This window comes from Streptomyces sp. NPDC053665, assembly GCF_055585285.1.
Genome location: NZ_JBVJKK010000001.1, coordinates 85933 through 109663 on the forward strand (window position 1 = coordinate 85933; position 23731 = coordinate 109663).

Here is a 23731-nt window from a genome sequence, read left to right on the forward strand (position 1 = left end):
CCGGGACGGCCGCCGATGAGCCTCCAGGCGTCACCCGAGGTCAACGCGATGATCTTCATCCTCACCGGGGAGAAGCTCATCGACGCCGACGAGGACCTCGCCTACGACAGCCGCAAGCCCTACTCCGGCCTGGGCCGCAAGATCGACCGGCTCTCGTCCCTGATCGACAAGTCGATCCACGACATCGCCGAGTCCATGCCGGACGACCTGTCCAAGTCGTACGCCAAGGCTATGGGCATGCTCGTCGACGACGGCGGCAAGAACTACCTGCGCGAGTTCGCCGAGCAGCTCGACAAGATCGCCGAGGGCCGGCGCAAGACGTCCATGGACATCATGGAGTCCAAGTGGCAGGTCATCGCCGAGGTCATCCGGCTGCTCATCGAGATCGCCATCTACCTCGCCATGTCCTTCTTCACCGGAGGCGCCTCGGCCAGTCAGATCATGATGGCCAAGCTCCGCAGCCGGTTCATGATCCTCACCACGCTCAGTCATCTGCTCCAGCGGCTGCACCTCGCGCCGTCGCTGACGGAGGCGTTCGCCGAGGCGTTCACCACCTTCGCGGTGCGGCTGGCGATGATGAACTTCGCCCCCAACGGCCGCCGCCCCGGCGGCTTCGACTGGAACGACATCCTCAAGTCGGCCGCGTTCGGCGCCGCCGCGGGCTTCCTCACCAGCGTCTTCGACGACTTCGCGAAGAGCATCGTCAGGAGCTACGACAACAACTTCCTCAAGAACGGCCCCGACCTAGACTTCAAGAACGGCCCCGGCCGGCGCGACGTCCCGGACATCGACACCAGGCCCCCCGGGGGGCCGCACCGCGACCACACCCCCGACGGCCGCCCCGGCCCGGACCCGTCCCCGAAGGGGCCGACACCGCACCGCGACACCCCGACGACCTTCCGCGACGATCCGCTCTCCTTCCGGAACAACCCCGGTCTGTGGCGCAACAACCGGCTGCTGCGCCACAACGCCGACCGGCCCGGTGCGCTGGCCGGTCACTACGGTCTCAAGGGAGCCGCCGACTTCCTCGCCGCCGGGTCCGGTGAGGCCCTCGCGGAGATCCTGATCAAGGGGGCGTTCGACGGCGACTGGTCCACGAGCTGGTCCACCTTCGTCGGCGCGGGCATCAGCAGCCACGTCGAGGCGACCCTCACGGACACGGCGCTCAACAGCGGCGCCGAACTGCGCCACGCCATCGACAAGTTGCGGCTGAGGCCGTCCACGGTGTCCGGCGGCGACGGTGACTCCGGCGACCGGAAATCCGGGGACTCCTCCGGCTCCCCACGCTCCCGTTCCGGCGACGGGACCGGTGACGGTGCCGGGACCGGCCGCACCGGTGACCGGCAGGGCGGCAGCACGGGCGGCGGTTCCACGCTCGCCTCTCCCCCGCCCGGCACCCCGCAGACCGCCGGCCCGGGCGGCGTCGCGAACCTCGCCTCGCCGTCCGCCGACTTCTCCGGCAGTCAGCCCCCGCCGCCCTACACCCCGGGCCCCTTGCCCGTGACGGCCGCGGAGAACGCGCTGTGGCAGCAGGTGCACACCGGTCCGCCCGAGATCCGCGAGCAGGCTCTGCGCGACCTCGCCGCCGCACGGGGTGCGCAGCCCCCGGGCAGTACGGAGATCGGGGTCCGCGACACGCTGCACAGCGACCTGTCGCAGCGCCCCGAGGTACGGGTGGTGCCCGCGGGGAACAGCCCCGCCGCCCGGATCGACACCGACGAGGTCCGGCGCGCTCTCGACTCCTTCGGCGTACCGGTCACGGTGGAATCGCCCCTGCCCGGCGACACCGTGAGCTCGGCGGACGTGTCCGGCGGCACGTCGACCGAAGCCCGGCCGGAGACGGCCCCAACTCGGCAGGCCTCAGGTCACGGTGCCGACGACGGCTCTGCCGACACCGGCTCCCCCGGCGCTACCAGCCCCGGGATCGACTCCCCCGGCCCCGCCGCGCCCGGCACCGGCTCCCCCAGCCCCTCCACACCCGACGCCAGCGCCCCCGCCCCCGTCACACCCGGGACCAGCCCCCTCGGCCCCGCCGCGCCCGGCACCGGCTCGGCCAGCCCCGCCACGCCCGGCACCGCCTCGGGCAGCAGCCCGGTCTCCGGCGCCTCCGGTGCCCGGTCCGGTGGCGTGCCGACGGCAGGCACCTCCGGGGCGCCCTCCTCCCCCACCCCGTCGCAGGGCAGCCCTGGCACGCCGGACGCCCCGCAGGCGGACGGGGACACCGTCGACAGGCAGGGCGTCCGCGACGAGGCGGACGGCGTCGCCGAGGGCGAGCCCCGCGCTCTCACCGACCCGGTCGCCGACCCGACGGGAACGGCGCCCCGAACCGTCGTCGTGTCGGACGGCGCCACCCAGGACAAGCCCGACCTTCTCACCGGCCCGGTCACCGACACGACGGGGAGGGCGCCCCGAACCGTCGCCGTGTCGGACGGCCTTGCCGTGGGCGAGCCCGGCGCTCTCACCGACCCAGCCGCCGACCCGACGGGAACGGCTCCCCTCACCGTCGTCGTGTCGGAGTCCCCGCCCCCGGCGCAGGGTTCGCCCGAGGCCGCCACGCTCCTGGACGGGGCCGGCGCCGACCGTGCCGTCGTCCTCGGGCCGCCTTCGACGGTGGACGGTGCGGGGCGTCCCGTACGCGCTGCCGTCGAGCTGACCCGTGGAGGGCCCGGCCAGCCCGTCGACGTCCGGCCGCTCACCGGCCCGGCTCCGGGGGCGCCGGACGGCACGGGGGGCACGGTGGACACCGCGTTCCCCGGCTCCGACGTGCTGCTCCCCCTCGCCGACGCCGTCGGCTCGCCCGCCCCCGCCGGTCGCGCCTCCCGGCCCGCCACCGAGAGCGCCGCCGTCGGGAACCCCCCGACCCCCAGGAGCGACACCGGCTCGGCCTTCGACGCGAAACCGTTCAGGACCGAGTCGGTTCCGTCGTCTGCGGACGCGTCGCCCACCGAGATGCCGTCCGAGGTGACGCCCCCGGCGGACAGCGGCGCGACGGAACCGGACGCCGCCTCCCCCACCGCGCCGCCCGCGGCCCGGCCTTCCACCCTGTCCCGGCCATGGGCGGAGCCGGCCACCGAGGTGCACGTCGAGTCGGGCAACTCGCCGGCGCCGCTCGCGGTGTCCCCACCGCAGGGCGGGCTCGTCGTTCGTCCGGTGGACGCCACGGCCGACGCCGGGGCCGGTCCGGCGCGTCGTTCCCCGGCGCGGCCGGTCGTGACGACGCTGACCGGTCACACCGTGCCCGTCGCACACCTGCGACGCTGGGTCCCCGAGGCCGCCACCCAGCCCCAACCCGGCCGGGCGGTAAGGACGTTGACCGTCTCGCAGAGCCCGGCCGAGGACGGTGCGGCCCACAGTGAGGCCCGTCGGACGCTGCTCGGGCAGGACACGTACCGCGGGGTGCGCACGGTGTCCGCTCCCGCCGCCGTCGACGGGGAGCCCACACCGCCCAGGACCGTCTTCACCGGGCCGCCCGCCGCCCTGCCCGGCTCCGGTACCGAGGCCGGCGCCGACTACGTCGTCGCGCACGGCACGCCCCGTACCGTCACGCTCGGCACCGACGACACCGCGCACCCCGGCGTGAAGGTGAGCGGGGTGCAGTTCGGCGAGGTGCTGAAGTCGTGGTCCGAGGACGGTGCTCCGGACCGGCCGATCGTGCTGTTCTCCTGCGAGACCGGGCGGCAGCCCGCGGTGGCGGGCCTGCCGGTCGCCCAGCACGTGGCGAACCGCACCGGGCGGCCGGTGTTCGCACCGACCACCGAGGTGGGAACGGCCCGGGACCGCGACGGCAACGTCCGGGCGGTGCTCACCGAAGGGCCGGACGGCCCCGGCCGCTGGCGGCTGTTCACCCCGGAGCCCGGTGGCGCCGACCTCGACGACCTGGCGCGCATCGCCGGTCTGCACGCCGGTCCGGAACCGGCCGACGCCTTCACCCGCGCGCGCACCCTCCAGCAGATCCGCACCCTGCGCGACACCCTCGGCACCGACGCCGAACAACGGCCGGAGAACCACGCGTTGCTCGCCGGGCTCGCCCTGGTCGACAACCTGCGCTGGCTGAGTCCGGGCACCGCGGCCCGCTACGGCGACGGCCGGATGACCCCGGACCTGCTGCGCCGGATGGTCACCGACTGGAGCGACCCGGCGGGCAGCGATGCCGGTGCGGCGAGCGACCCCGCCCCGGAGCAGTACACGCGGTTCCTGCGTGCCGCCGCCGGTCTGCGCTCCACCGGGGGCATCGACGCCACGCTGGAGACCCTCCTGCCCCCGCCGCCGCCCGCGCTCCCCCCGACCGCCATGGTCTCGCCGGCGGACGTGCGCGGACTGACGTACGCACCCTCCGCGCAGATCACCTGGTCGCTGTCCGACACCCCGTTGCCGCTGGCCGAGTTGGCCCTCAGCCCCGAGGACAACGCGGAGCTGGCCCGTCGCAGGCCCGATCTGGTCCCGGAGCCGAGCCGGCCGGGGAGTCCCGCCGAGGACCCGGCCCTGTTCAGCACGAGCGGCACCACTCCCGCCGGCGTGGAGACGGTGCACGCGGACGGTCGCGCCTTCACGCGGCTGGACACCCCGGGTGGGGGCGACTGCCTGTTCCGGGCGCTCCTCGACAGCGCCCGCAGCCGGCCGGCGCCCCCGGCGTGGGCCGCGCGCAACGTCGCCGGTCTGCGCGGACTGCTGCGCGACCGGATCCGGGGCACCGAACTGGGTACCGCGGCGGCGACGGCGTTCCCGGACCCCGTCTACTCCGTCGTGGACGACCTGCGGGTGCGCGCCCTCGCCGGAGCCCGCGACGCCGGGGAGAGCGCCCGCATCACCGACGAGTGGAACCGGATCGCACGGGCCGTCGTCACCGACGGCGACCCCGAGCGGTGGCGGCAACTCCTGCGCGACAGCGACTACCCGCACCTCGCCGACGTGGCTCCCACGCCCGCCGAGGCGCGCCGGATCGGCTCGGGTGCCCTGGTCGCCGCGGCCGCCGAGCGGCCCGGCCTGTGGGCGTCCCCCTTCGCCGACCTGCTCCCGGAGGCCCTGGCGCACACCCTGGACCTGGACCTGCGGCTCGTACGGCCGCATCCGCAGGGGTCCGCCGGTTCGCTCGTCACCTCGCTGCACCCGGGAGGCCGGAGCGGCACCCTGCACCTCGCGTACAACGGCACCGACCACTACGACGCCCTGGTCCCGGAGCCCGCCCCGCTCACCCCCCGTCCGGATCCGGTCGGCACGCGGGACACCCAGGCCGAGGACCCTGTCACCTCCGCTCCTCCCGCACGGGACGCGGCCGTCGAGGACACGACCGTCGAGGACACGGCCGTCGAGGACGCGACCGGACAGGACACCACCGCTCGGGACGCGGACGGCGGCCCGGGGTCCGAGAGCCCCGACCGGGGTGACGTCGTGCCGCTGGAGACGCAACTCGAGAGGTACCGGCCGGCACGCCTGCTGACCGGCCAGGACGTCACCGTGCCCGAACCGGCGCCGCGCACCGTCACCTTCGCGGACGGCAGCCGGCTGCCGTCCGTCCTGATCCACCCCGACGGCGACCCCGGGGGCGCGACCCCGGGCGACCGGGCGTCGCGCGCTCTCCCGGGCGGCCTGTTCACCGGCCCCGGCGTCGTCACCCTGCGCTCGCCCGAGTCGGTGGCCCGGGAGATCCTGGACGGGCTGCCGGGGCGCCTGCGGTCCCAATTCGACGGGGCGGAGCTGCTGAGGATGCTGACCGACCACCCGGGCGCCTTCACCGCTCCGCGCGGTGCGCGGTTCGTGGGCCGGGAGAAGTCCGGCGTCGGGCACGAGATGACGGTCGAGGCCGTCCCGTACCACCGCTGGGAGCGTTTCGCCGACGTCGACGGCGGCACCACGCGCGTCGACACCATGCGGCGCGGCCAGGCGGGCACCGCCGGTGGGCGCAGTGTCGGTGTCGGGCGGCGGATCGCGGGCGGGGTGAGCATGGGTCCCCCGCTGAACTGGCTGTTGAAGATCGGTGTCTCCCTGGGCTGGACCCGCAGAACGGACTACGCCCAGGGCACGCAGGCGTACAACCAGACCGAGTGGCGCGCGCACGAGGGCTCGCACCTGCACCTGGACGACGTGTACTACCGGGTGCGGGTGGAGCGGGTCACCGAGGCGCCGAAGGCCGACGGACCGGTGGGCGGAGGCAGCCGGTCCGCGGAGTCCGCCCCGGCCGCCGACCCGGCCCCCGTGCGGCCGGCCTGGCGGCGCACCGAGGTGCACGCGGCGCACTTCGCCGTGCGGGACGGTCTCGGCTGGCGGCTGCCGGACGACCTCACCGTGCCGTTCCAGGGCCCTCGGCGCGCACCCCGCACCCTCACCTTCCCCGACGGGACGGAGCCGCGGGTCACCGACGTCACCGGTCTGCACCTGGTCGACCCGCCGGAGGACGTGGCGCTGGCCGTCTCCGGTGCGCGGCCCGGGAGTTCGGCGCACCGCACGCTGGTGTCGTACGTCCGGCCGACGCGGCTGCTCGGCCTGTTCGGACGGATGACGGGCGCGGTCGCCGGGCCCGAACTGACCCGCGGCAGCGGCCGGCACCCGCTGGGGCACCTGATCGTGGAACGGTCGGTGCCGCACCGGGCCACTCTGGTCACCGAGTCCGTCAAGGCGGAGGTGCGCGACCTCACCCAGACCACCTACCAGAACGAACGCGGTCACGTCCGGGACACCCGCTTCGGCGTCCAGGTCACCGCAGGGCCCAACCACACCCTCGTCGGCCCGGAGACGGACGTGCGCCTCCAGGGCGGTCCGCTGGTCCGCGCCGACCTCACCAGCGGGCGCGGTCACCACCTCGGTGCCGACGCGGCACGCAAGACCACCGGCCGGATCCGCAACCACCCGATGGCCCTGTACCGGGTCGAGCGCACGCTGATGGTGCGCAGGCCCGGGGAACCGGCGTCCGCGGCCCGTCCGGTGCGGGTGGTCAGTCTCGACTGGATGTCCACGCAGGACGCGCGCCGGCTGGCGGGCTGGGACAGCCGGACGCCCGGCCGGACGGGTCCCGACCCGGACGCCGAACCACCGGTGCCCTGGTACCTCACCCGGGAGGACCCGGTCCACCTCGGAGGCCAGGTCCGGGCCGAGGGCTTCCGCCCCGACCGCCCGCGGCACGACCGCCTCCAGGACGCCCCGTCCCGCCCGCAGGAGCCGTCGCCCGACGCCGCACGGCAGTCCGCCCCGCAGGACCCGCTGCGGGTCTTCACCGACGCCGTGCTCGACACCCTGCACCGCTCCTACCCGTCGCTGTTCGTCCCGCCGCTGATGCTGCGCCACCCGCGGCTGGCCCGGCTCTGGTACGGCGACGGGCGCCTGCGGACCGCTTCGCACAACGACCGCCAGGTGCGGGAGGCCCTCAACCGGCCGAGCCTGGCGCAGAGTCTGGACGAGCTGACCACCACCGGGGTGCCGGTCACCCTCACCGAGGACGGGAAGGTCGAGCGCGGCCACCACACGCTCGTCCTCAGGGCGCGGCTGGACGACCGGCGGTTCGAGACCACCATGAGCGAGCGATCGCTGCGCAACGCGGTGGTCGGCACCGAGATCTCCGGGCAGGGGCAGCAGGCGTCCGTCACACTCTCCGGCGGTGTCGAGCTGGGCATCTCGCCGCGCGACCACGACAAGGTGCCCGAGGCGGGGCTGCCGCGCCGGACCGGGAACGTGACCCTCGGGGCCCGCTACGCCACGACCGACCAGAAGGCCACCCGCACCACGGCCGCGGTCACCCACGACCACCTCACGTTCCACAACGGCGCCGACCTCTACAGCTACCGGGTCGAGCTGGGCGCCACCTTCGAAGGGCACCGCCGCCCGCGGGGCTGGGCGCGGCTCGCCTCGTTCGGCATCCTGGGCGCGGGCATCTTCGTCAGCAGGGTCGCCGAACGGCCGCTGTTCGCCCGGGGATCCGAGACCGTGGGCCGGGTGGAACTGGCCGTGCCCGCCGCACACGGCTCCGTCCGGTACGGCCCCGCGGACCCACCGCCCGGCCGGCCCGCAGCCCCCGCTGCCGTCGCTCCCGCGCAGCGGCTGCCCGCCACCGAGGCCGACCAGCTCCTCGACGGCACCCGTCCGCTGCACCGGGCCGACCCGGCCGACCGGCGACTCACCGAGCGGCTGCTGAGCGCGCCGCACGTGGTGCTCGGAACCGAGGGCGGTCCCCGGCGCCAGCAGCTCGTGCAGGACGTCGCGGACCGGGCCTCCGGCTCGTCCTGGCACGTCGGCGCACCCGGAGCCCCGGTCCGCACCGCTCTGCGCCGGGCCGTGGCGAACCTCTCGGTGGCGAGTCAACTCGGCCAGTACCTGGGGCCGTTCGGCTCCCGCATCACCGGACTCACCGGCGCGGGACCGCTCCAGACCCACTACCTCAAGGCCGCGATCCGGGGCGAGTTGTCCAACCTGCGCGTCAGGAGCGACCCCAAGCCGGCCAGCCTGGAAGCCACCATCGGCAACGAGCGCCGGGGCGTCGGCACCGCCGGCAGCGTCTCGCACGCCACGCTCGGCGTGCAGGGCGCCCACATGCCGCTCCAGCAGGCCCCCGGGCAAGCGGCGGTGACGGGCACCTACTCGACCGCCCTGCAGTACGCCTGGGGCCGGGGGCGCAGCATCGCGCAGACCCTCACGCGAGGCCGCAACACCACCCTCACCTTCGCCGGGCGCATGTACCTGGTGGTCGCCGACGCCGCCGAGACCGTCGCGGTCCGGGACCGCTGGACGGCCGCGATGGGCCTGGCGGGCACCCGCGCCGGGACCCGGATCAGCGCGGCGGCCGGGCGCCTGTCGGAACACCTGGGCCGCCGCCTCGCCCCCCGGCGGGCCGCCGCAGCGCTGCACCGCATCCGCGACGCGGTGATGTTCCACCTGCCCATGCAGGACGCCATCGAGACCGGGCTCGCCCCGGACGGCCTGGGCACCGCCACCCCGCGCAACCTCGGCGGCGGCTACCGGGTGCCCGGCTTCCTGCGCGGCCGGCGTTTCCCCACCCACCCCAGCGGCCGGCTCGACGCGAGCCGTGCCGCGCGGCACCTGCTGGGGCAACTGGAGACGATCGGGGTGCCCTCGCACGACCGCGAGCAGGTCCTTCAGCGCCTCTCGCCCGACTTCCTGCGCGCCCACCTGCACGAGCTGACCACCGACGGGATGACCCTGCCGGTGCGTCACCGCGTCATGACGCGGCCCCACCACCTGGCCGTCGGCGGCAGCCCGGCCGTCCTCCACTTCCGGCTGACCCCGGTCACCACCACGGTGGAGAGACTGCGCACCGGCTTCGAGCTGGAGGACTACCGCACCATCGCCCGCGACGACGCCGTCACCTCGTCGCAGGACCGCGGTGCCGACACGACCCTCGGGGTCAGCGAGCGTGCGGCGGCCGGCAGCGGCGGTGTCCTCACCGCGAGCCCCGCGCTCCAGGGCACCGCCGCCAAGCAGCGCTCCAGCACCCGGACCGAGACGCACGGCAGCACCGCGATGCCGAACATCGCCACCACCCAGGCGCACGCCGAGATCGTCACCAGCTATGTGCTGACCGTCTCTATGACCGACACGACCGGCGCGCCGCTCGCGCCCCGGACCGCGGCCTCGGTCGGCACCCTCAATGAGATGCTCCCGGTCTCGCTGCTCACCCCGGACGGCGACGGCTCGGACGGTGCGGTGACCGAGCAGGAGGTGCCCGAGCCGGAGCGGGCGGTGCGGATGCTGACGGCCGAGCAGGCCCGTCCCGAGGGCATCGCCGCGTGGCGCACGTCCGGTGACGGCAGCGGCGAGTCGGACGTCCTGCCCTTCGACGACCGGATCGGCTCCGGGATCCTCGCCGTGGACATCGTCGGCGCGGCCAACGTCCAGGACGGCCTGACCCTCGCCACCGCCCGGGCGGACGGTCTCGGCGACGGCGACCTGGGCCGGCGGCACAGCGGCCGCGTCCTCGCCGAGCGAGTGCGCATGGCCCGTCTCACCCCGCTCACCGGCCTCGGTACGGCCCCCGCCCAGGCGCAGCTGGAAGCCACGTCCCAGGGCGGCCTGACCGCCGGGTTCCGCGAGGCGCTCGGCCCGGACGGCTCGGTCCTGCCCACCCAGTCCTCGGCCCGCCTCTTCGGGCAGTCCCACACCGCCGACTCGCGCCTCCACGCGAAGATGCACCGCACCGGGGCACGCCTGCTCGCGGTCGAGAACAAGCCGCGCATGGAGGCGATGCAGCGCAGGAAGACCTCCGACGCGCTGGAGTCCGGCATCACCGACAACGTCGAGGGCACGGTGGGCACGTCGCCCCTGGCGGGCAACAGCAACGCCGGCGTGACCAACCCCGGCGCCACGGTCCCGATCGGCGGCGCCAACGACAGCACGGCCCTCAAAGGCACCGCGGACACGACGCTCGGCACCCACCTCAAGGTCGTCACCGAGCGCAGCATGCTCTTCGCGCTGCCGGTGAGCTGGCTGTCGGTCAGCGAGGTGCACCACCACGTCGGCGACAGCCGGGCCCTGCACGCCCTCGGCAAGGCCCGGCGCGGGCCGCGCGCCGCGGAGGCCCGGACGACCGCCCTGGTCTGGCTGCGCGAGGACCTCGCCCGGGACTACGGCCTCCTCGACGACACCACCTTCCCCGGCGAGGTGGCCGCCGCCTGGGACGACCTGGCGAAGGCCACGGCCGACCTCGCCACCGCCGAGCAGCGCTACTACGACGCCCGGGCACGGGCCCGCGACACCTGGCTCGACCTGACACCCCGGGAACAGCAGGAGACCGTCGCCGCGGGGCCGGGAACACCGCCCTCGTCAGCGGCCGTCACCGCGTGGCAGGCGGCGCGCGCGGAGGTCCGGCTGTGGGAGCAGCGCACCGACGCCGCCGCCGCGGAGCACCACCGTCTGCACGGGGCCGCCTCCCGCCTCACCGCCCACCACCGCGACCCGTCCGCCGTCCCCGCCCCGGACCCCCGGCAGCCGTACGCCCCGCCCGCATGGCGCTCCGAGGCGCCCGAGCCGTACACCGTCACCGACGCCACCGGCTCCGGCCCGCGCACGCTCACCTCGCCCGACGGCGCCACGGTGCGCGAGATCCACGACGTGCCGCACGACGGCGCCTCGTTCTTCCACGCGCTGCTCGCCGTCGCCCGGGACCGGGGGCGGCTGCCCCACCTGCTCGGCACCGACCTGGCCGGCCGCTTCACGGCGGCTCCCGGCGATCCCGGGGTCACCGCCGAGGCCGTCGGCACCGCCCGCGACCGCCTGGCCTGGGCACTGGGCGAGGACAGCAACGCCGACCTGCTCGACTCGCTCGCCCTGGACACGGCCGACACGTTCACCCAGGAGGAACTCGACGCCGCGGGCGTGCGGTTCACCCCGGCCCAGCAAGCGGAGTTCGATGCCTTCGGGCGGCTGCCGCAGACCTTCTGGCCGAGCCCCGGCCAGCGGGTGGCACTGGCCGTGGCCGCCCTGGCCCGGCCGTTCGCGAGCGAACCGCTCCGCGAAGCGGCGGCAGACCCGGACGACGACCGGGCCGCGCCCGGGCGTCGCGCCGGGGACCACGGCGGCGCCGACCTGCTGCCCGCCCTCGCCGCCCGGACCCTGGGCGTCCCGCTGACCGTGGTCACCGGGGAGGGCCGCAGCCAGCTCTTCCTCCCGCACGGCGGTGACCCGGCCGCCGTGCGGCCGGCCACCGACCCCGTCCTCTTCACCGCCGGCGGCTTCTTCCACGCCGCGCTCCCGCCGGGCACCCCGCCCCCTCCGGCCGCCCCTCTTCCGCGGCCCACCGACCCCACGGCGGCCGGGCAGGCCGGAACCCTCGGCACGACGTCCGCGCACCGCAGTGGCACGCCCGGCCGGCAGCAGGCCCCGCGTCCGAGCCACACCTCACCGCCCTGGTCGCCGCCGACCGGTGGCACTGGCCCGCGGTACCGCCTCGACCGGAACGGCGTCCTCACCGCGCCCGACGGCGCCACCTACACCCAGGGCACCCCGACCGGCCGCGGCAACGCATTCTTCGGCGCGTTGTCCACGGCCCTGCGCCAAGCGGCCGCACAGCCCGGACTGCACCCCCGTGAGGCGGCGCGCCTGCGCACCCGCGCCGGGCTCCCGCCGGCGCAGCTGATGCGGCTGAACGGCCTCCCGGGGACGGCCGCCGAGCGCGACGCCCTCTTCTCGCCCCCTCCCCTCCGCAGGCGGCCGGGGGCGCCCGAGCCGAGCCAGGAGGCTCTCGAGGGGCACCTGCGCCGTCATCTCGCGGACGCTCCCTGGGGCCCGGAGGCCGATCGCGCGGTGGCCGAGTGGGCCGCCTCCGCGACGGGCACCACGGTCACCCTGATCGAGGAGAACGGCACCGCACACACCTACGCGGGACCTGCCGCCGACGGCCCCCATCTGCGGCTGCGCCGCCGGGGCGGCGACTTCGTCCCGCTCCTGCCCCAGCAGGACGAGGCCTACGAGCTGAGCACACTGTCGGGCGACGACACCGGCACGGGCACGCAGCCCGCGGCCCCGCAGCCGGTCCTGCGCACCTTCAAGCTGGGCACCTACGAGTTCACCAACCTCAACCAGACGGACGACTACGTCGACAAGGCCGTCCGGATCATCGAACTGCTCGACGAACACCCCACCATCAAGAACTACACGGGCGACCGAACCGTCCGCATCACCCTGCACCTGCGCACCACCGAGACACCCGCCGACGTCATCGACCGCGGCGACGACGGCGTCGACATCAACCTCGCCAGCTACTACTTCGAGAAGTACGACACCGGCTACATCATGGGCATGCTCGCCCACGAGATCGGCCTGCACCCCCTCGCCTCCCGCGACACCGCCATCCCCGACGAGGAGGCCATGTTCCAGGGCGTCCCCCTCACCGTCCCCGGACTGAGCGACCTGAAGAACCCGCGCACCATGAACACCGAAGGCGCGGGCCAGGCCGACCACATCATGGCCGCCTTCCCCAGCAGCACCCGGCACCGCATCTACCGCGACATCGTCATCGACATGGCCCGGATCCTCGCGCACCGGGCCCGGGTGGGCGTTCCGGGAGCGAAGACCCAGGACGTCACCGACCTGTTCGACACCTACCTGATGGACGTCGCCTCCATCGCCGTCACCGGCGACCACCGGCTCAACGCGGTCAAGGAACCCAACTACACGGCCAGGGTGTACAACGCCTACAAGGAGCTGCTCGCCGCGCAACTGGGTGAGAACACCGCGCTGCGGAACCTGCTGCCGTCGAACAAGACGCTGTTCGGCGTCGCGAGGTCGTTCACCCAGCTGGCCACCAGTATCGCGACCAACAACCGCGGCGACAGCATCCAGCGGCCCGCCGCCCCGGCACCGACCACCACCGGCGTCACCAGCCCCGGCCCCACCTCCGAGGAGGCGCGCCCCCGGCTGCCCGAGAGCCGCCCCGAGACGGCGCCGCCGTCACCCGTGCCGGGCACTCCAGGGCCGCGGGGCACCGTCGACCGCCGCCCCCGCTTCGTGGTCCGCTCGGGCTTCGACGCACGCCGGTTCCGGTACGGCGGTGAGCCGGTCACCGACCTGACCGTCCGCGTCGCCCTGCGCGGCACGGACGAGCAGACCGCCCGCGTGTTCGCCCAACTCAGTGGCGGGGTCGAGGAGTTCCTCAACGCTCCCGCCTACCGCCTCCCCAACGGCGACCGGCTGCACGTCACCGTGGAACTCGTCGGCGCCACCGACACGGAGGGCGGCGCCCCGCACCTGACCGTGGACCTGACGGGCCGCGACCGGGCCATGGACCAGGTCACCTGGTGGGCCGACGCCGCCCCGGTGCAGCTGGTGCACGAACTCACGCACCAACTCGGCCTGCGCGACGAGTACCGCGACGCCGGCACCCCGCACCGCCCCCACGTCCTCGGCAGCCTGCTCGGCGGTCTCGACGAGGCTCCCGAGGACACCTCACTCGCTCCCGCCGGCCTGCGCGACCGGCACCTGGCGCTCCTCGGCGCCCTCGTCGGCGAGCTGACCCCGCCACCGCTCCCGCACGACGGTACGCACGACGGCCACGACTGGACGGCGGCCCGGAGCGCCGCCGTCCCCGAACCCCGCGCATCCGTCTGGGTCGACCCGGTCTCGCTGCCCCGGCCGGCCGACGGCACCGCACACGCCGATGTCGCCGCCCTCATGCCGCAGGACGCGGCCGCGACGCCGGATGCGCCCGCGCCGGTGCCCTTCAAGCTGGGCACCTACGAGTTCACCAACCTCAACCAGACGGACGACTACCTCGACAAGGCCGTCCGGATCATCGAACTGCTCGACGAACACCCCACCATCAAGAACTACACGGGCGACCGAACCGTCCGCATCACCCTGCACCTGCGCACCACCGAGACACCCGCCGACGTCATCGACCGCGGCGACGACGGCGTCGACATCAACCTCGCCAGCTACTACTTCGAGAAGTACGACACCGGCTACATCATGGGCATGCTCGCCCACGAGATCGGCCTGCACCCCCTCGCCTCCCGCGACACCCGCATCCCCGAGGAGGAGGATCTCTACCGCGGCATGCCCCTGCCGGTCCCGGGGCTGGAGTCGCTGAAGACCCCACGGTTCATGAACACCGAGGGCGCCGGCCAGGAGGACCACGTGATGGCCGCCTTCCCGCACACCGTCCGCCACGGGATCTACCGCGACATCGTCGTCGAGATGGCCCAGGTCCTGGCCCACCGCGCGCAGGTGGGCGTGCCGGGAGCGAAGGCGAAGGACGTCACCGACCTGATCGACACGTATCTCATGGACCTGGCCTCCATCGCGGTGACGAACGACCACCGGGCGAAGGCGATCCTGGACCCCGCCTACACGGCCCGCGTCTACAACGCGTACAAGGAGCAGCTGCTCCAGCGCCTCCCGCAGGACAGCCCCGTCCGGGCCCTGCTGCCCGCCGACAAGGGCAGGTTCGGCGTGCTCGGTGACTTCGCCCAACTGGCCACCGCCGTCGGCACCAACAACCGCGGTGACAGCATCCAGCGACCCGCGCAGCACAGTCACACCCCGGCTCCTCCGGGTGAGGCCCGCCCTCGACTGCCCCGAGCGGGCGACGAGGCGGCAGCGGCCGTCCCACCGCGTATGCCGCAGTCCCCGAACTCCGCACCCCCGGCCCCGGAACCGGTGTTCGCGCTGTTCACGTCGGGCAACTTCGAGTTCACCAACCTCAAGCACACGGACGAGAGGTACCGCGACAAGGCGATCCGCATCATCGATCTGCTCCGCCGGCACGCCACGATCCGGGACTACGTGGGCGGTCGCACGGTCCGTATCACGCTGCACCTGCGCACCACCGAGACACCCGCCGACGTCATCGACCGCGGCGACGACGGCGTCGACATCAACCTCGCCAGCTACTACTTCGAGAAGTACGACACCGGCTACATCATGGGCATGCTCGCCCACGAGATCGGCCTGCACCCCCTCGCCTCCCGCGACACCGGCATCCCCGACGAGGAGGCCATGTTCCAGGGCGTCCCCCTCACCGTCCCCGGACTGAGCGATCTGAAGAACCCGCGCACCATGAACACCGAGGGCGCCGGCCAGGCCGACCACATCATGGCCGCCTTCCCCAGCAGCACCCGGCACCGCATCTACCGCGACATCGTCGTCGACATGGCCCGGATCCTCGACGAGGACGCACGGGCCGGCGAGGAGGGCGCCAGGAGCAAGGACGTCACGGACCTCGTCGACACCTACCTGATGGACCTCGCCACGATCGCCGTCACCAACGACCGGCGCAAGGACGCGGCGTGGGAACCCCGTTACACGGCGAAGGTCTACAACGCCTACAAGGAGCAGTTCGCCGCGCGGCTGGCGCCCGACAGTCCCGTGCGACGGCTGCTGCCCCCGGACAAGAGCTGGTACAACGTCACCAACAACTTCCTCGGGCTCGGGGCCAGCTTCGCCTTCAACAACCAGGGCGACAGCATCCAGGCCCGGCCCTCGGAACCGGGCGGCGGCACCACGGGCGAGGCCCGGCCCGGGCTGCCCGCCACGGGTGGCACCGCGCCGCGACCGCACCGGGCGTCCGCACCGCAGGCGGGCCGGACACCTCTAGACCACCGCCCCCGGTTCGTCGTCCGCTCGGGTTTCGACGCACGGCGCTTCACCTACGACGGCGAGCCGGTCACCGACCTGACGGTCCGCGTCGCCCTGCGCGGCACCCACGAGCAGAGGGCACGCGTCCTCGACCGGCTCCAGTGGGGCGTGCACCACCTCCTCAACTCGCCCGGCCATCTGCTCCCGAACGGCGACCGGCTGCACGTCACGGTGGAACACGTCGATCCGGCCGCACCGGGCGCCGCAGCCCCTCACCTGACGGTCGAACTGACCGGCCGCGACCGGGCCATGGACCAGAACACCTGGTGGACGGACGCCGAACCCGCGCAGCTCGTGCACGAACTCAGCCACCAGCTCGGCCTGCGCGACGAGTACCGCGACGCCGGCACCCCGCACCGCCCCCACGTGCCCGGCAGCCTCCTCGGCGCACTGGACGAGGCCCCCGAGGACGCCTCTCTCCCCGCCGCCGGTCTCCGGGGCCGGCATCTGGCCCTGTTGCAGGCGCAGGTCGGTGACGTGACGCCGCGGTCCCCGCAGGGCGCGCAGGGCGCCGATCCGACGTGGGCGGAGGCGCGCACCGGCACCCCGCCGGTGCCGCGCACCTCCGTGTGGGTCGACCCGGTGTCCCTGCCCGCGGCGGAGGCCACCCCCGACGGCACACCCCCCACCGAGGTCCCGGCCCTCATGCCGCGCAGCGCGGACCCGGCACCGGCCGCCGCGCAGGCGCCCACGCCGTTCAGGTCGGGGAACTTCGAGTTCACCAACCTCAAGCACACGAACGAGAGGTACCGCGACAAGGCGGTCAGGATCATCGAGTTGCTCGGCGACCACCCGGTGATCCGGTCCTACGTCGGCGACCGCCCCGTGCGGATCACCCTGCACCTGCGCACGACCGAGACCCCGGCCGACGTCCGTGACCTGGGCGCCGAAGGCGTGCAGATCAACCTCGCCAGCTACTACTTCGAGAAGTACGACATCGGCTACATCATGGGCATGCTGGCCCACGAGATCGGCCTGCACCCCCTGGCCTCCCGCGACACCGGCATCCCCGACGAGGAGTCGATGTTCCAGGACATTCCGCTGCCGGTGCCGGGCCTTGCGGATCTGGCCGAGCCGCGCACGATGAGCACCCGGGGCGCCGGGCAGGCCGACCACATCATGGCGGCCTTCCCCAGCAGTACGAGGCACCGGATCTACCGCGAGATCGTCGTCGGGATGGCCGGGATCCTCGCGAGGCAGGCTCAGGCGGGGGAAGAGGGGGCGAGAGCCGCGGACGTCACCGAACTTTTCGACTGCTATTTGATGGACCTCGCGTCCATCGCGATCACGAACGACTACCGCATGAACGCGGCGAAGGAGCCCACCTACACGGCGAAGGTCTACAACGCCTACAAGGACCTGCTCCGTGCGAGCCTTGCGGACCAGGCGGCTCTCCAGGCACTCCTGCCGACGGACAAGAGCTTCTTCGGGGTGATCAACGACTTCCGCCGGATCGGCACGTACCTGGCGATCAACAACCGCGGCGACAGCATCCAGCCCGCCCAGGGCACCTGAGCGAGCGGGACCGGATGCGGTCCGGTGCATCCGCGCAGCGGGTGTGGCCGGAAGAGGGAGGCAGCGGCGCCGATCGGCGCCGGATTCCCGGATCGGGTGGAGGCGTGGTGGGCAGGCGGGCCGGCTGGTCCTTCGTGACCTCGCATGCCCGGGTACTCGCCGCCGTCGCCGCGATGCCCGACGCACGCGTCCGGGACATCGCGCACACGAGCGGCATCACCGAACGCGCCGCACACCGCGTCCTCGCCGACCTCGAGCGCGCCGGTTTCCTCACCCGGTGGCGCGTGGGGCGCTGCAACCGGTACACGGTCCACCCGGAGCGGGGCCTGTGCCACCCGGACGAGACGGCGCTGCCGGTGCCGGCGCTCCTGGCCCTCGTCCGGCTGACGGAGAGGCCGTAGGGGCGCGGCCGCCTGGAGGGCTCGGCACCGGCCCGCGAGTCGCCGGGCGCGGTCCCGGCCGTGCCCGCGATGCGGAGCCCGGCCCTCTACTTGTCCGCTCGCGACGATCAGTGCCCCGCAGCCCCTTCCCTTGTCATGCCCTCATCTGAAATGTTGCGTCGACCCATTCGACCCACGGCCCGGCCGGCGCCACCCTCTGCCCCGGGCTCCCGGAGGATGCTGTGACAACCCCCCGCACATCACCGCGCCGTCTCAGACGGTCGCTGCTGTCCGTCGCCGCCGTCGGAGCGGCCCTCGCGCTGGCCACGCCCGCCGGCGCCGCCGGCACCGGCACCGGGCTCCCGCCGGGACCGGCCGCGGCCCGCGCCGAGTCCCGCACCGCCACCACCGCCCAGACCGCCGCCGGCTGGGTCGCCGGGACCAGGTCCTACCTGGTCGTCACCACGCCCGGTGACACGGCGGCCGCCCGCAACGCCGTATCCGCCAACGGCGGCTCGGTCTTCGCGTCCTACGACGCGATCGGTGTCGTGGTCGCCCACTCCGCCTCCGCCGGCTTCGCGACCGCCATGCGCTCCGTCGCGGGCGTGCAGAAGGTCGGCGCGACCCGCACCTCGGACGTCCCCGCGGACGCCTACTCCCCCACCCTGCCGAGCACTCCCCCGCAGTCGGCCACCACCCTCACCGAGACCGCGCGGTGGGACATGACCCGGATCAACGCCGACAAGGCCTGGGCCGTCAGCACCGGCTCGCCGTCGGTCAAGGTCGGCGTCCTGGACACCGGAGTGGACGACCGGCACCAGGACCTCGCGCCCAACTTCGACGCCGCCGACTCCGCCTCCTGCGCCTACGGCAAGGCCGACACCCGCTCCGGGGCATGGCGTGACGTCGGCACCCACGGCACCCATGTGGCGGGCACCATCGCCGCCGCGAAGAACGGCAAGGGCGTGGTCGGCGTCGCACCGGGCGTCACCATCGCGTCGGTGCGCATCGCGGAGCCGGGCACCAGCATGTTCTTCGCCGAGAACACGATCTGCGGCTTCATGTGGGCCGGTGACCACGGCTTCGACGTCACCAACAACAGCTATTACACCGACCCGTGGATGTTCAACTGCCCCGACGACCCGGACCAGGCGGCCATCATCGAGGGGGTGCGCCGGGCCCAGGAGTACGCGGAGGGCAAGGGCTCCCTCCAGGTCGCCGCGGCCGGCAACTCCGACTACAACCTGGCCGACAAACGTTCGGACAGCTCCAGCCCGAACGACTCGACCCCCGTCAACCGCACCCTCACCAACGCCTGCGTCGACATCCCGACGGAACTGCCGGGCGTCGTGACCGTCGCGGCGATGGGCAACGGGAACATCAAGGCGTCCTACTCCAACTACGGCCGGGACGTCATCGACGTCGCGGCGCCGGGCGGCGACGGAGCCTACGGCGTCTACTCCACCCTGCCGGGCGGCAAGTACGGCAACATGAACGGCACGTCGATGGCCTCACCGCATGTCACCGGTGTCGCCGCGCTGCTGAAGAGCGCCGACCCGTCGGCCACCCCGGCTCAGCTCCGTGAGCGGCTGGGCACCCAGGCCACGGACACGGCCTGCCCGTCCGACAGCCGCTGCACCGGCACCACGGCGAAGAACGCGTTCTTCGGCGAGGGCCAGGTCGACGCGCTGAAGGCCGTCGGCGGAACGACACCGCAGCCGGGCCGCTACTTCGAGAACACCGCCGACGTCGCCGTCACCGACAACGCCACCGTGGAGTCGCCGATATCGGTGACCGGCCTGACGGGCAACGCCCCGGCCGCGCTGAAGGTGGGTGTCGACGTCAAGCACACCTACCGCGGTGACCTGGTGCTCTCGCTCGTCGCCCCGGACGGGTCCGTCCACCTCCTGGAGGACTTCGCCGACGGTGACAGCGGTGACGACGTGGTGAAGACGTACACGGTCGACGCCTCCTCGGAGACCGCCTCCGGCACGTGGAAGCTGCGGGTGCGTGACATCGCCACCCGGGACACCGGCCGCATCGACACCTGGAACCTGACCTTCTAGCCGCGCGCGCCTCGTGCCGTGCGCGGGTGGCTGTCGCCCACGGCACGACCCCGCCCCCGGCACGACCCCGCCCCCGGTTCCCCGCGGTCGCGGGGGGGCGGGGGCGGGGTGCTCGGTGCGGCGTCACGCGGGGTCGGGCCGCCGCACCGGTCCGTCAGGCGCCCGGGAGGACGCCGGTGCGGGCCACCTCGGCATACCAGCGGGCGCTGGCCTTCGGGATACGCGTGCCGGTCGGGTAGTCGACGTACACCGCGCCGAAGCGCTTGCTGTAGCCGTGGGCCCATTCGAAGTTGTCCAGCAGGGACCACAGGAAGTAGCCGCGCACGTCCGAGCCGTCCAGGATCGCCTGGTGGACGGCGGCCAGATGGCCGCGCACGTAGGCGATCCGGGCGGGGTCGTTGACCCGCCCCTCGGGGTCGGCGTAGTCGTCGAAGGCCGCGCCGTTCTCCGTGATGACCAGCGGCAGCCGCGGGAAGTCGGCGCTGAGCCGGCGCAGCAGGTCGTACAGGCCGCTGGGGTCGACGGCCCAGCCCATCGCGGTGGTGTCACCGGGCGGCTGGTGGAAGGCGACCCGGTCGGCTCCCGGCCACGGGCTGTGGGCGCTTCTGCCGTGCCCGTCGGAGGTGTGGGTGCCGCTGCCGTCGGCCTCGGAGACCACGGTGGGGGTGTAGTAGTTGACGCCGAGGAAGTCCAGCGGCTGGTGGATCCGCGTCAGGTCGCCGTCCTGGACGAAGGCCCAGTCGGTCAGTGCGGCGGTGTCCTTGAACAGGTCCTCCGGGTAGGCGCCGTTCAGCATCGGGCCGGTGAACACGCGGTTGGCGAGCGCGTCGATCCGGCGGACCGCGTCCGCGTCGCCGTCCGAGGCGGTGAGCGGACGCACGTGGTGGATGTTGAGGGTGACCGAGACCTGGGCGTCGGCGCGCAGACGGTCGCGCAGCGCCTGGGCGGCGAGGCCGTGGGCCAGGTTGAGGTGGTGCGCGGCGCGCAGGGCGGCGACCGGGTCGGTGCGGCCGGGGGCGTGCACACCGGAGCCGTAGCCGAGGAAGGCGCTGCACCAGGGCTCGTTGAGCGTGGTCCAGGTCTTCACGCGGTCGCCGAGGGCGTCCGCCGCGAGGGCCGCGTACTCGGCGAACCGCTCGGCCGTGGCCCGCTCGGGCCAGCCGCCCGCGTCCTCCAGTTCCTGGGGGAGGTCCCAGTGGTAGAGGGTGGCGACGGGCTGGATGCCCTTGTCGAGCAGGTCGTCCACGAGGCGCCGGTAGAAGTCCAGGCCCTTCTGCACGGCGGGGCCGCGGCCGGTGGGCTGGATGCGGGGCCAGGCCAGGGAGAAGCGGTAGGCGCCCAGGCCGAGTTCGGCCATGAGGGCGACGTCCTCGCGTCGGCGGTGGTAGTGGTCGGTGGCCGTGTCGCCGGTGTCGCCGTTGCGGACCCGGCCGGGTGTGCGGGCGTAGGTGTCCCAGATGGACGGGGTCCTGCCGTCCTCGGCGGCTGCTCCTTCGATCTGGTAGGAGGCGGTGGCGGAGCCCCAGAGGAAGCCCTTGGGGAAGGTGCGGGCGGCGTCCGGGGCGGACGCGGTCTGCTGTGCTGCGGTGACCACGTAAGTCCTTTCGAGGTGGGGTGTGCGACGGGCGCGAGGAGCCGGGGCGGGAGGGGGTGACGGGCGCGGGAAGCCGGACGGGACCGTCCGGGCGGCGGCCCGGCCGCGTGGGCGGTGGCTCAGCCCTTGACCGCGCCCGCCATGATGCCGCTGACGATCTGGCGGCCGAAGACGATGAACATCGCCAGGAGCGGCAGCGTGCCGAGCAGGGCGCCGGCCATGATCAGCGACTGGTCGCGGACGTAGCCCGCGCTGAGCTGGGTGAGGGCGACGGGGACCGTCGGGTTGGTCATGTCGAGGACCACGAACGGCCAGAAGAAGTCGTTCCAGGCGTGCACGAACGTGATCATGAACAGGACGGCCATCGCGGGGCGGGCGACGGGCAGCACGATGCTCCAGAAGATCCGCAGCGAGTGCGCCCCGTCCACCCGCCCGGCCTCGACGAGTTCGTCCGGCAGGGCCTCCGACAGGTACTGCCGCATGAAGAACACACCCACCGCGCTCACCAGCGTCGGGAAGATGACGGCGGGCAGCTGCTGCGACCAGCCGAGTTCGGCCATCATCATGAACAGCGGTACGACGCCGAGCTGCGGCGGCACGAGCATGGTGCCGATGACCAGCATGAGCAGGGCGTTGCGCCCCTTGAACCGCAGTTTGGCGAAGGCGAATCCGGCGAGTGTCGCGAACAGCACCGTGGACAGGGCGATCACCCCGGCCACGATGAGGCTGTTGATCATCGCCTTGCCCATCGCCGCCTCGTCCCAGGCGCGGGCGAGGTTGCTGAACAGGTTCGGTCCGGGCAGAAACGGCGGCGGGGTCTGGCTGACCCGGGTGTTGTCCGTGGAGGCGGCGACCATCGTCCAGTACAGCGGGAAGATCGACAGCACGGCCATGACGGCGAGCAGGACGTAGGTGAGGGGGCCGGCGTGGTGCTGGCGGCCGGCCCGCTGGCGCAGCAGCCGGCGGCCCCCGCGGCCGACGGTCTTCTCGGGTGAGGCCGGGCCCGCGGTGTCCGTCCGGGCCGGGAGACTGTGAGTGGTCATGGTGACTCCGGGTCAGGACGTGCGGGAGCGGGCGCGCTTGACGACGCGCTGGACGAGGAAGACGAGGAGGAGCAGCAGGAACATGGCCCAGGCGACGGTGGCGGAACGGCCCATCTGGTAGTTCTTCCAGCCCTCCTCGTACAGCAGCAGGCCCAGGGTCTGGTACTGGTTGTCCGCGCCGCCGCTCACGCCGTTGGGCCCCTGGCCGAAGATCAGCGGCTCACCGAACAGCTGCGTGGCGCCGATCGTGGAGAGCACGATGGTGAAGACGATCGTGGAACGGATCCCGGGGACCGTGACATGGGTGAACTGCTGCCACCGGGAGGCGCCGTCGAGCGAGGCGGCCTCGTAGCGGTCGGCGGGGATGGCCTGCATGGCGGCCAGGTAGAGCAGCGCGTTGTAGCCGGTCCAGCGCCAGATCACGATGGTGGAGATGGCCACCTGGGCGGGCCACTTGTCGGCCTCCCAGTCCACCGGGTCGATCCCGACCGAGCCCAGCGCCCAGTTGATCATGCCGAAGTCGCGCTCGAAGATCATGGTGAAGACGAGGGCGGCCGCGGCGACCGACGTGGCGTAGGGCACCAGTGAGGCCACGCGGAAGAACAGCGAGCCGCGCATCCGGTAGTTGAGCAGGTGCGCCAGGCCGAGGGCCATCAGCAACTGCGGCACCGTGGAGATCACGCCGATGGTGATCGTGTTCTGCAGCGCGTTCCAGAACCGGGAGTCGCCCCACAGCTCGACGTAGTTGTCGAAGGCCACCCACTCCATGACATCGAGGGTGGCCAGTTCGACGTCGTGCAGGGAGATCCAGGACGTGTAGACGAGGGGGTAGAAGCTGAACGCGGCGAAGACCACGAAGAACGGCGCGACGAAGACGTACGGGGCGCCCTTGATGTCGAGCCGGTGCAGGAGCGCGCCGCGCCGCCGGGCGGTGCCCTCCTCCGGGGGCGGCCCCGCGGGCTCGTCCCCGGTCAGGGCCTTGGTGGTGGAGATGGCCACCGGACTTCCTTCCTGAGAGCGGTTGGGTGAGCCGGCCGTCCGGGCCCGGCCGCGGCGGGC

6 protein-coding genes are annotated in these 23731 nt (G+C 73.7%); 3 read left to right on the top strand and 3 right to left on the bottom strand.

Going from position 1 to position 23731, the window contains the following annotated elements:
• Positions 1–15 precede the first annotated feature (15 nt).
• From ACZ6ZN_RS00355 to ACZ6ZN_RS00365, 3 genes are all read left to right on the top strand, one after another.
• Positions 16–17589 (top strand): hypothetical protein, encoded by a 17574-nt coding sequence (locus tag ACZ6ZN_RS00355; RefSeq protein WP_469641934.1) that lies wholly within the window; start codon positions 16–18, stop codon positions 17587–17589.
• 104 nt (positions 17590–17693) lie between these two features.
• Positions 17694–17990 carry a helix-turn-helix transcriptional regulator gene (locus tag ACZ6ZN_RS00360; protein WP_469641936.1) on the top strand — a complete coding sequence of 99 codons (297 nt, stop codon included), beginning with the start codon at positions 17694–17696 and terminating at the stop codon, positions 17988–17990.
• Positions 17991–18256: 266 nt separating this feature from the next.
• Positions 18257–20035, top strand: a complete 1779-nt coding sequence (locus ACZ6ZN_RS00365; protein WP_469643885.1) for a S8 family serine peptidase — start codon at positions 18257–18259, stop codon at positions 20033–20035.
• A 154-nt stretch (positions 20036–20189) separates the two neighbouring features.
• Here ACZ6ZN_RS00365 and ACZ6ZN_RS00370 read toward each other — a convergent pair whose 3' ends face one another.
• The 3 genes from ACZ6ZN_RS00370 to ACZ6ZN_RS00380 form a co-directional block, all read right to left on the bottom strand.
• Positions 20190–21629 (bottom strand): GH1 family beta-glucosidase, encoded by a 1440-nt coding sequence (locus ACZ6ZN_RS00370; RefSeq protein WP_469641938.1) that lies wholly within the window; start codon positions 21627–21629, stop codon positions 20190–20192.
• Positions 21630–21748: 119 nt separating this feature from the next.
• Positions 21749–22672, bottom strand: a complete 924-nt coding sequence (locus ACZ6ZN_RS00375) for a carbohydrate ABC transporter permease (protein ID WP_451880338.1) — start codon at positions 22670–22672, stop codon at positions 21749–21751.
• A gap of 12 nt (positions 22673–22684) precedes the next feature.
• The gene (locus ACZ6ZN_RS00380; RefSeq protein WP_398107242.1) at positions 22685–23671 is read right to left on the bottom strand and encodes a carbohydrate ABC transporter permease; all 987 of its coding nucleotides are present in this window, start codon (positions 23669–23671) and stop codon (positions 22685–22687) included.
• Between the last annotated feature and the right edge of the window lie 60 nt (positions 23672–23731).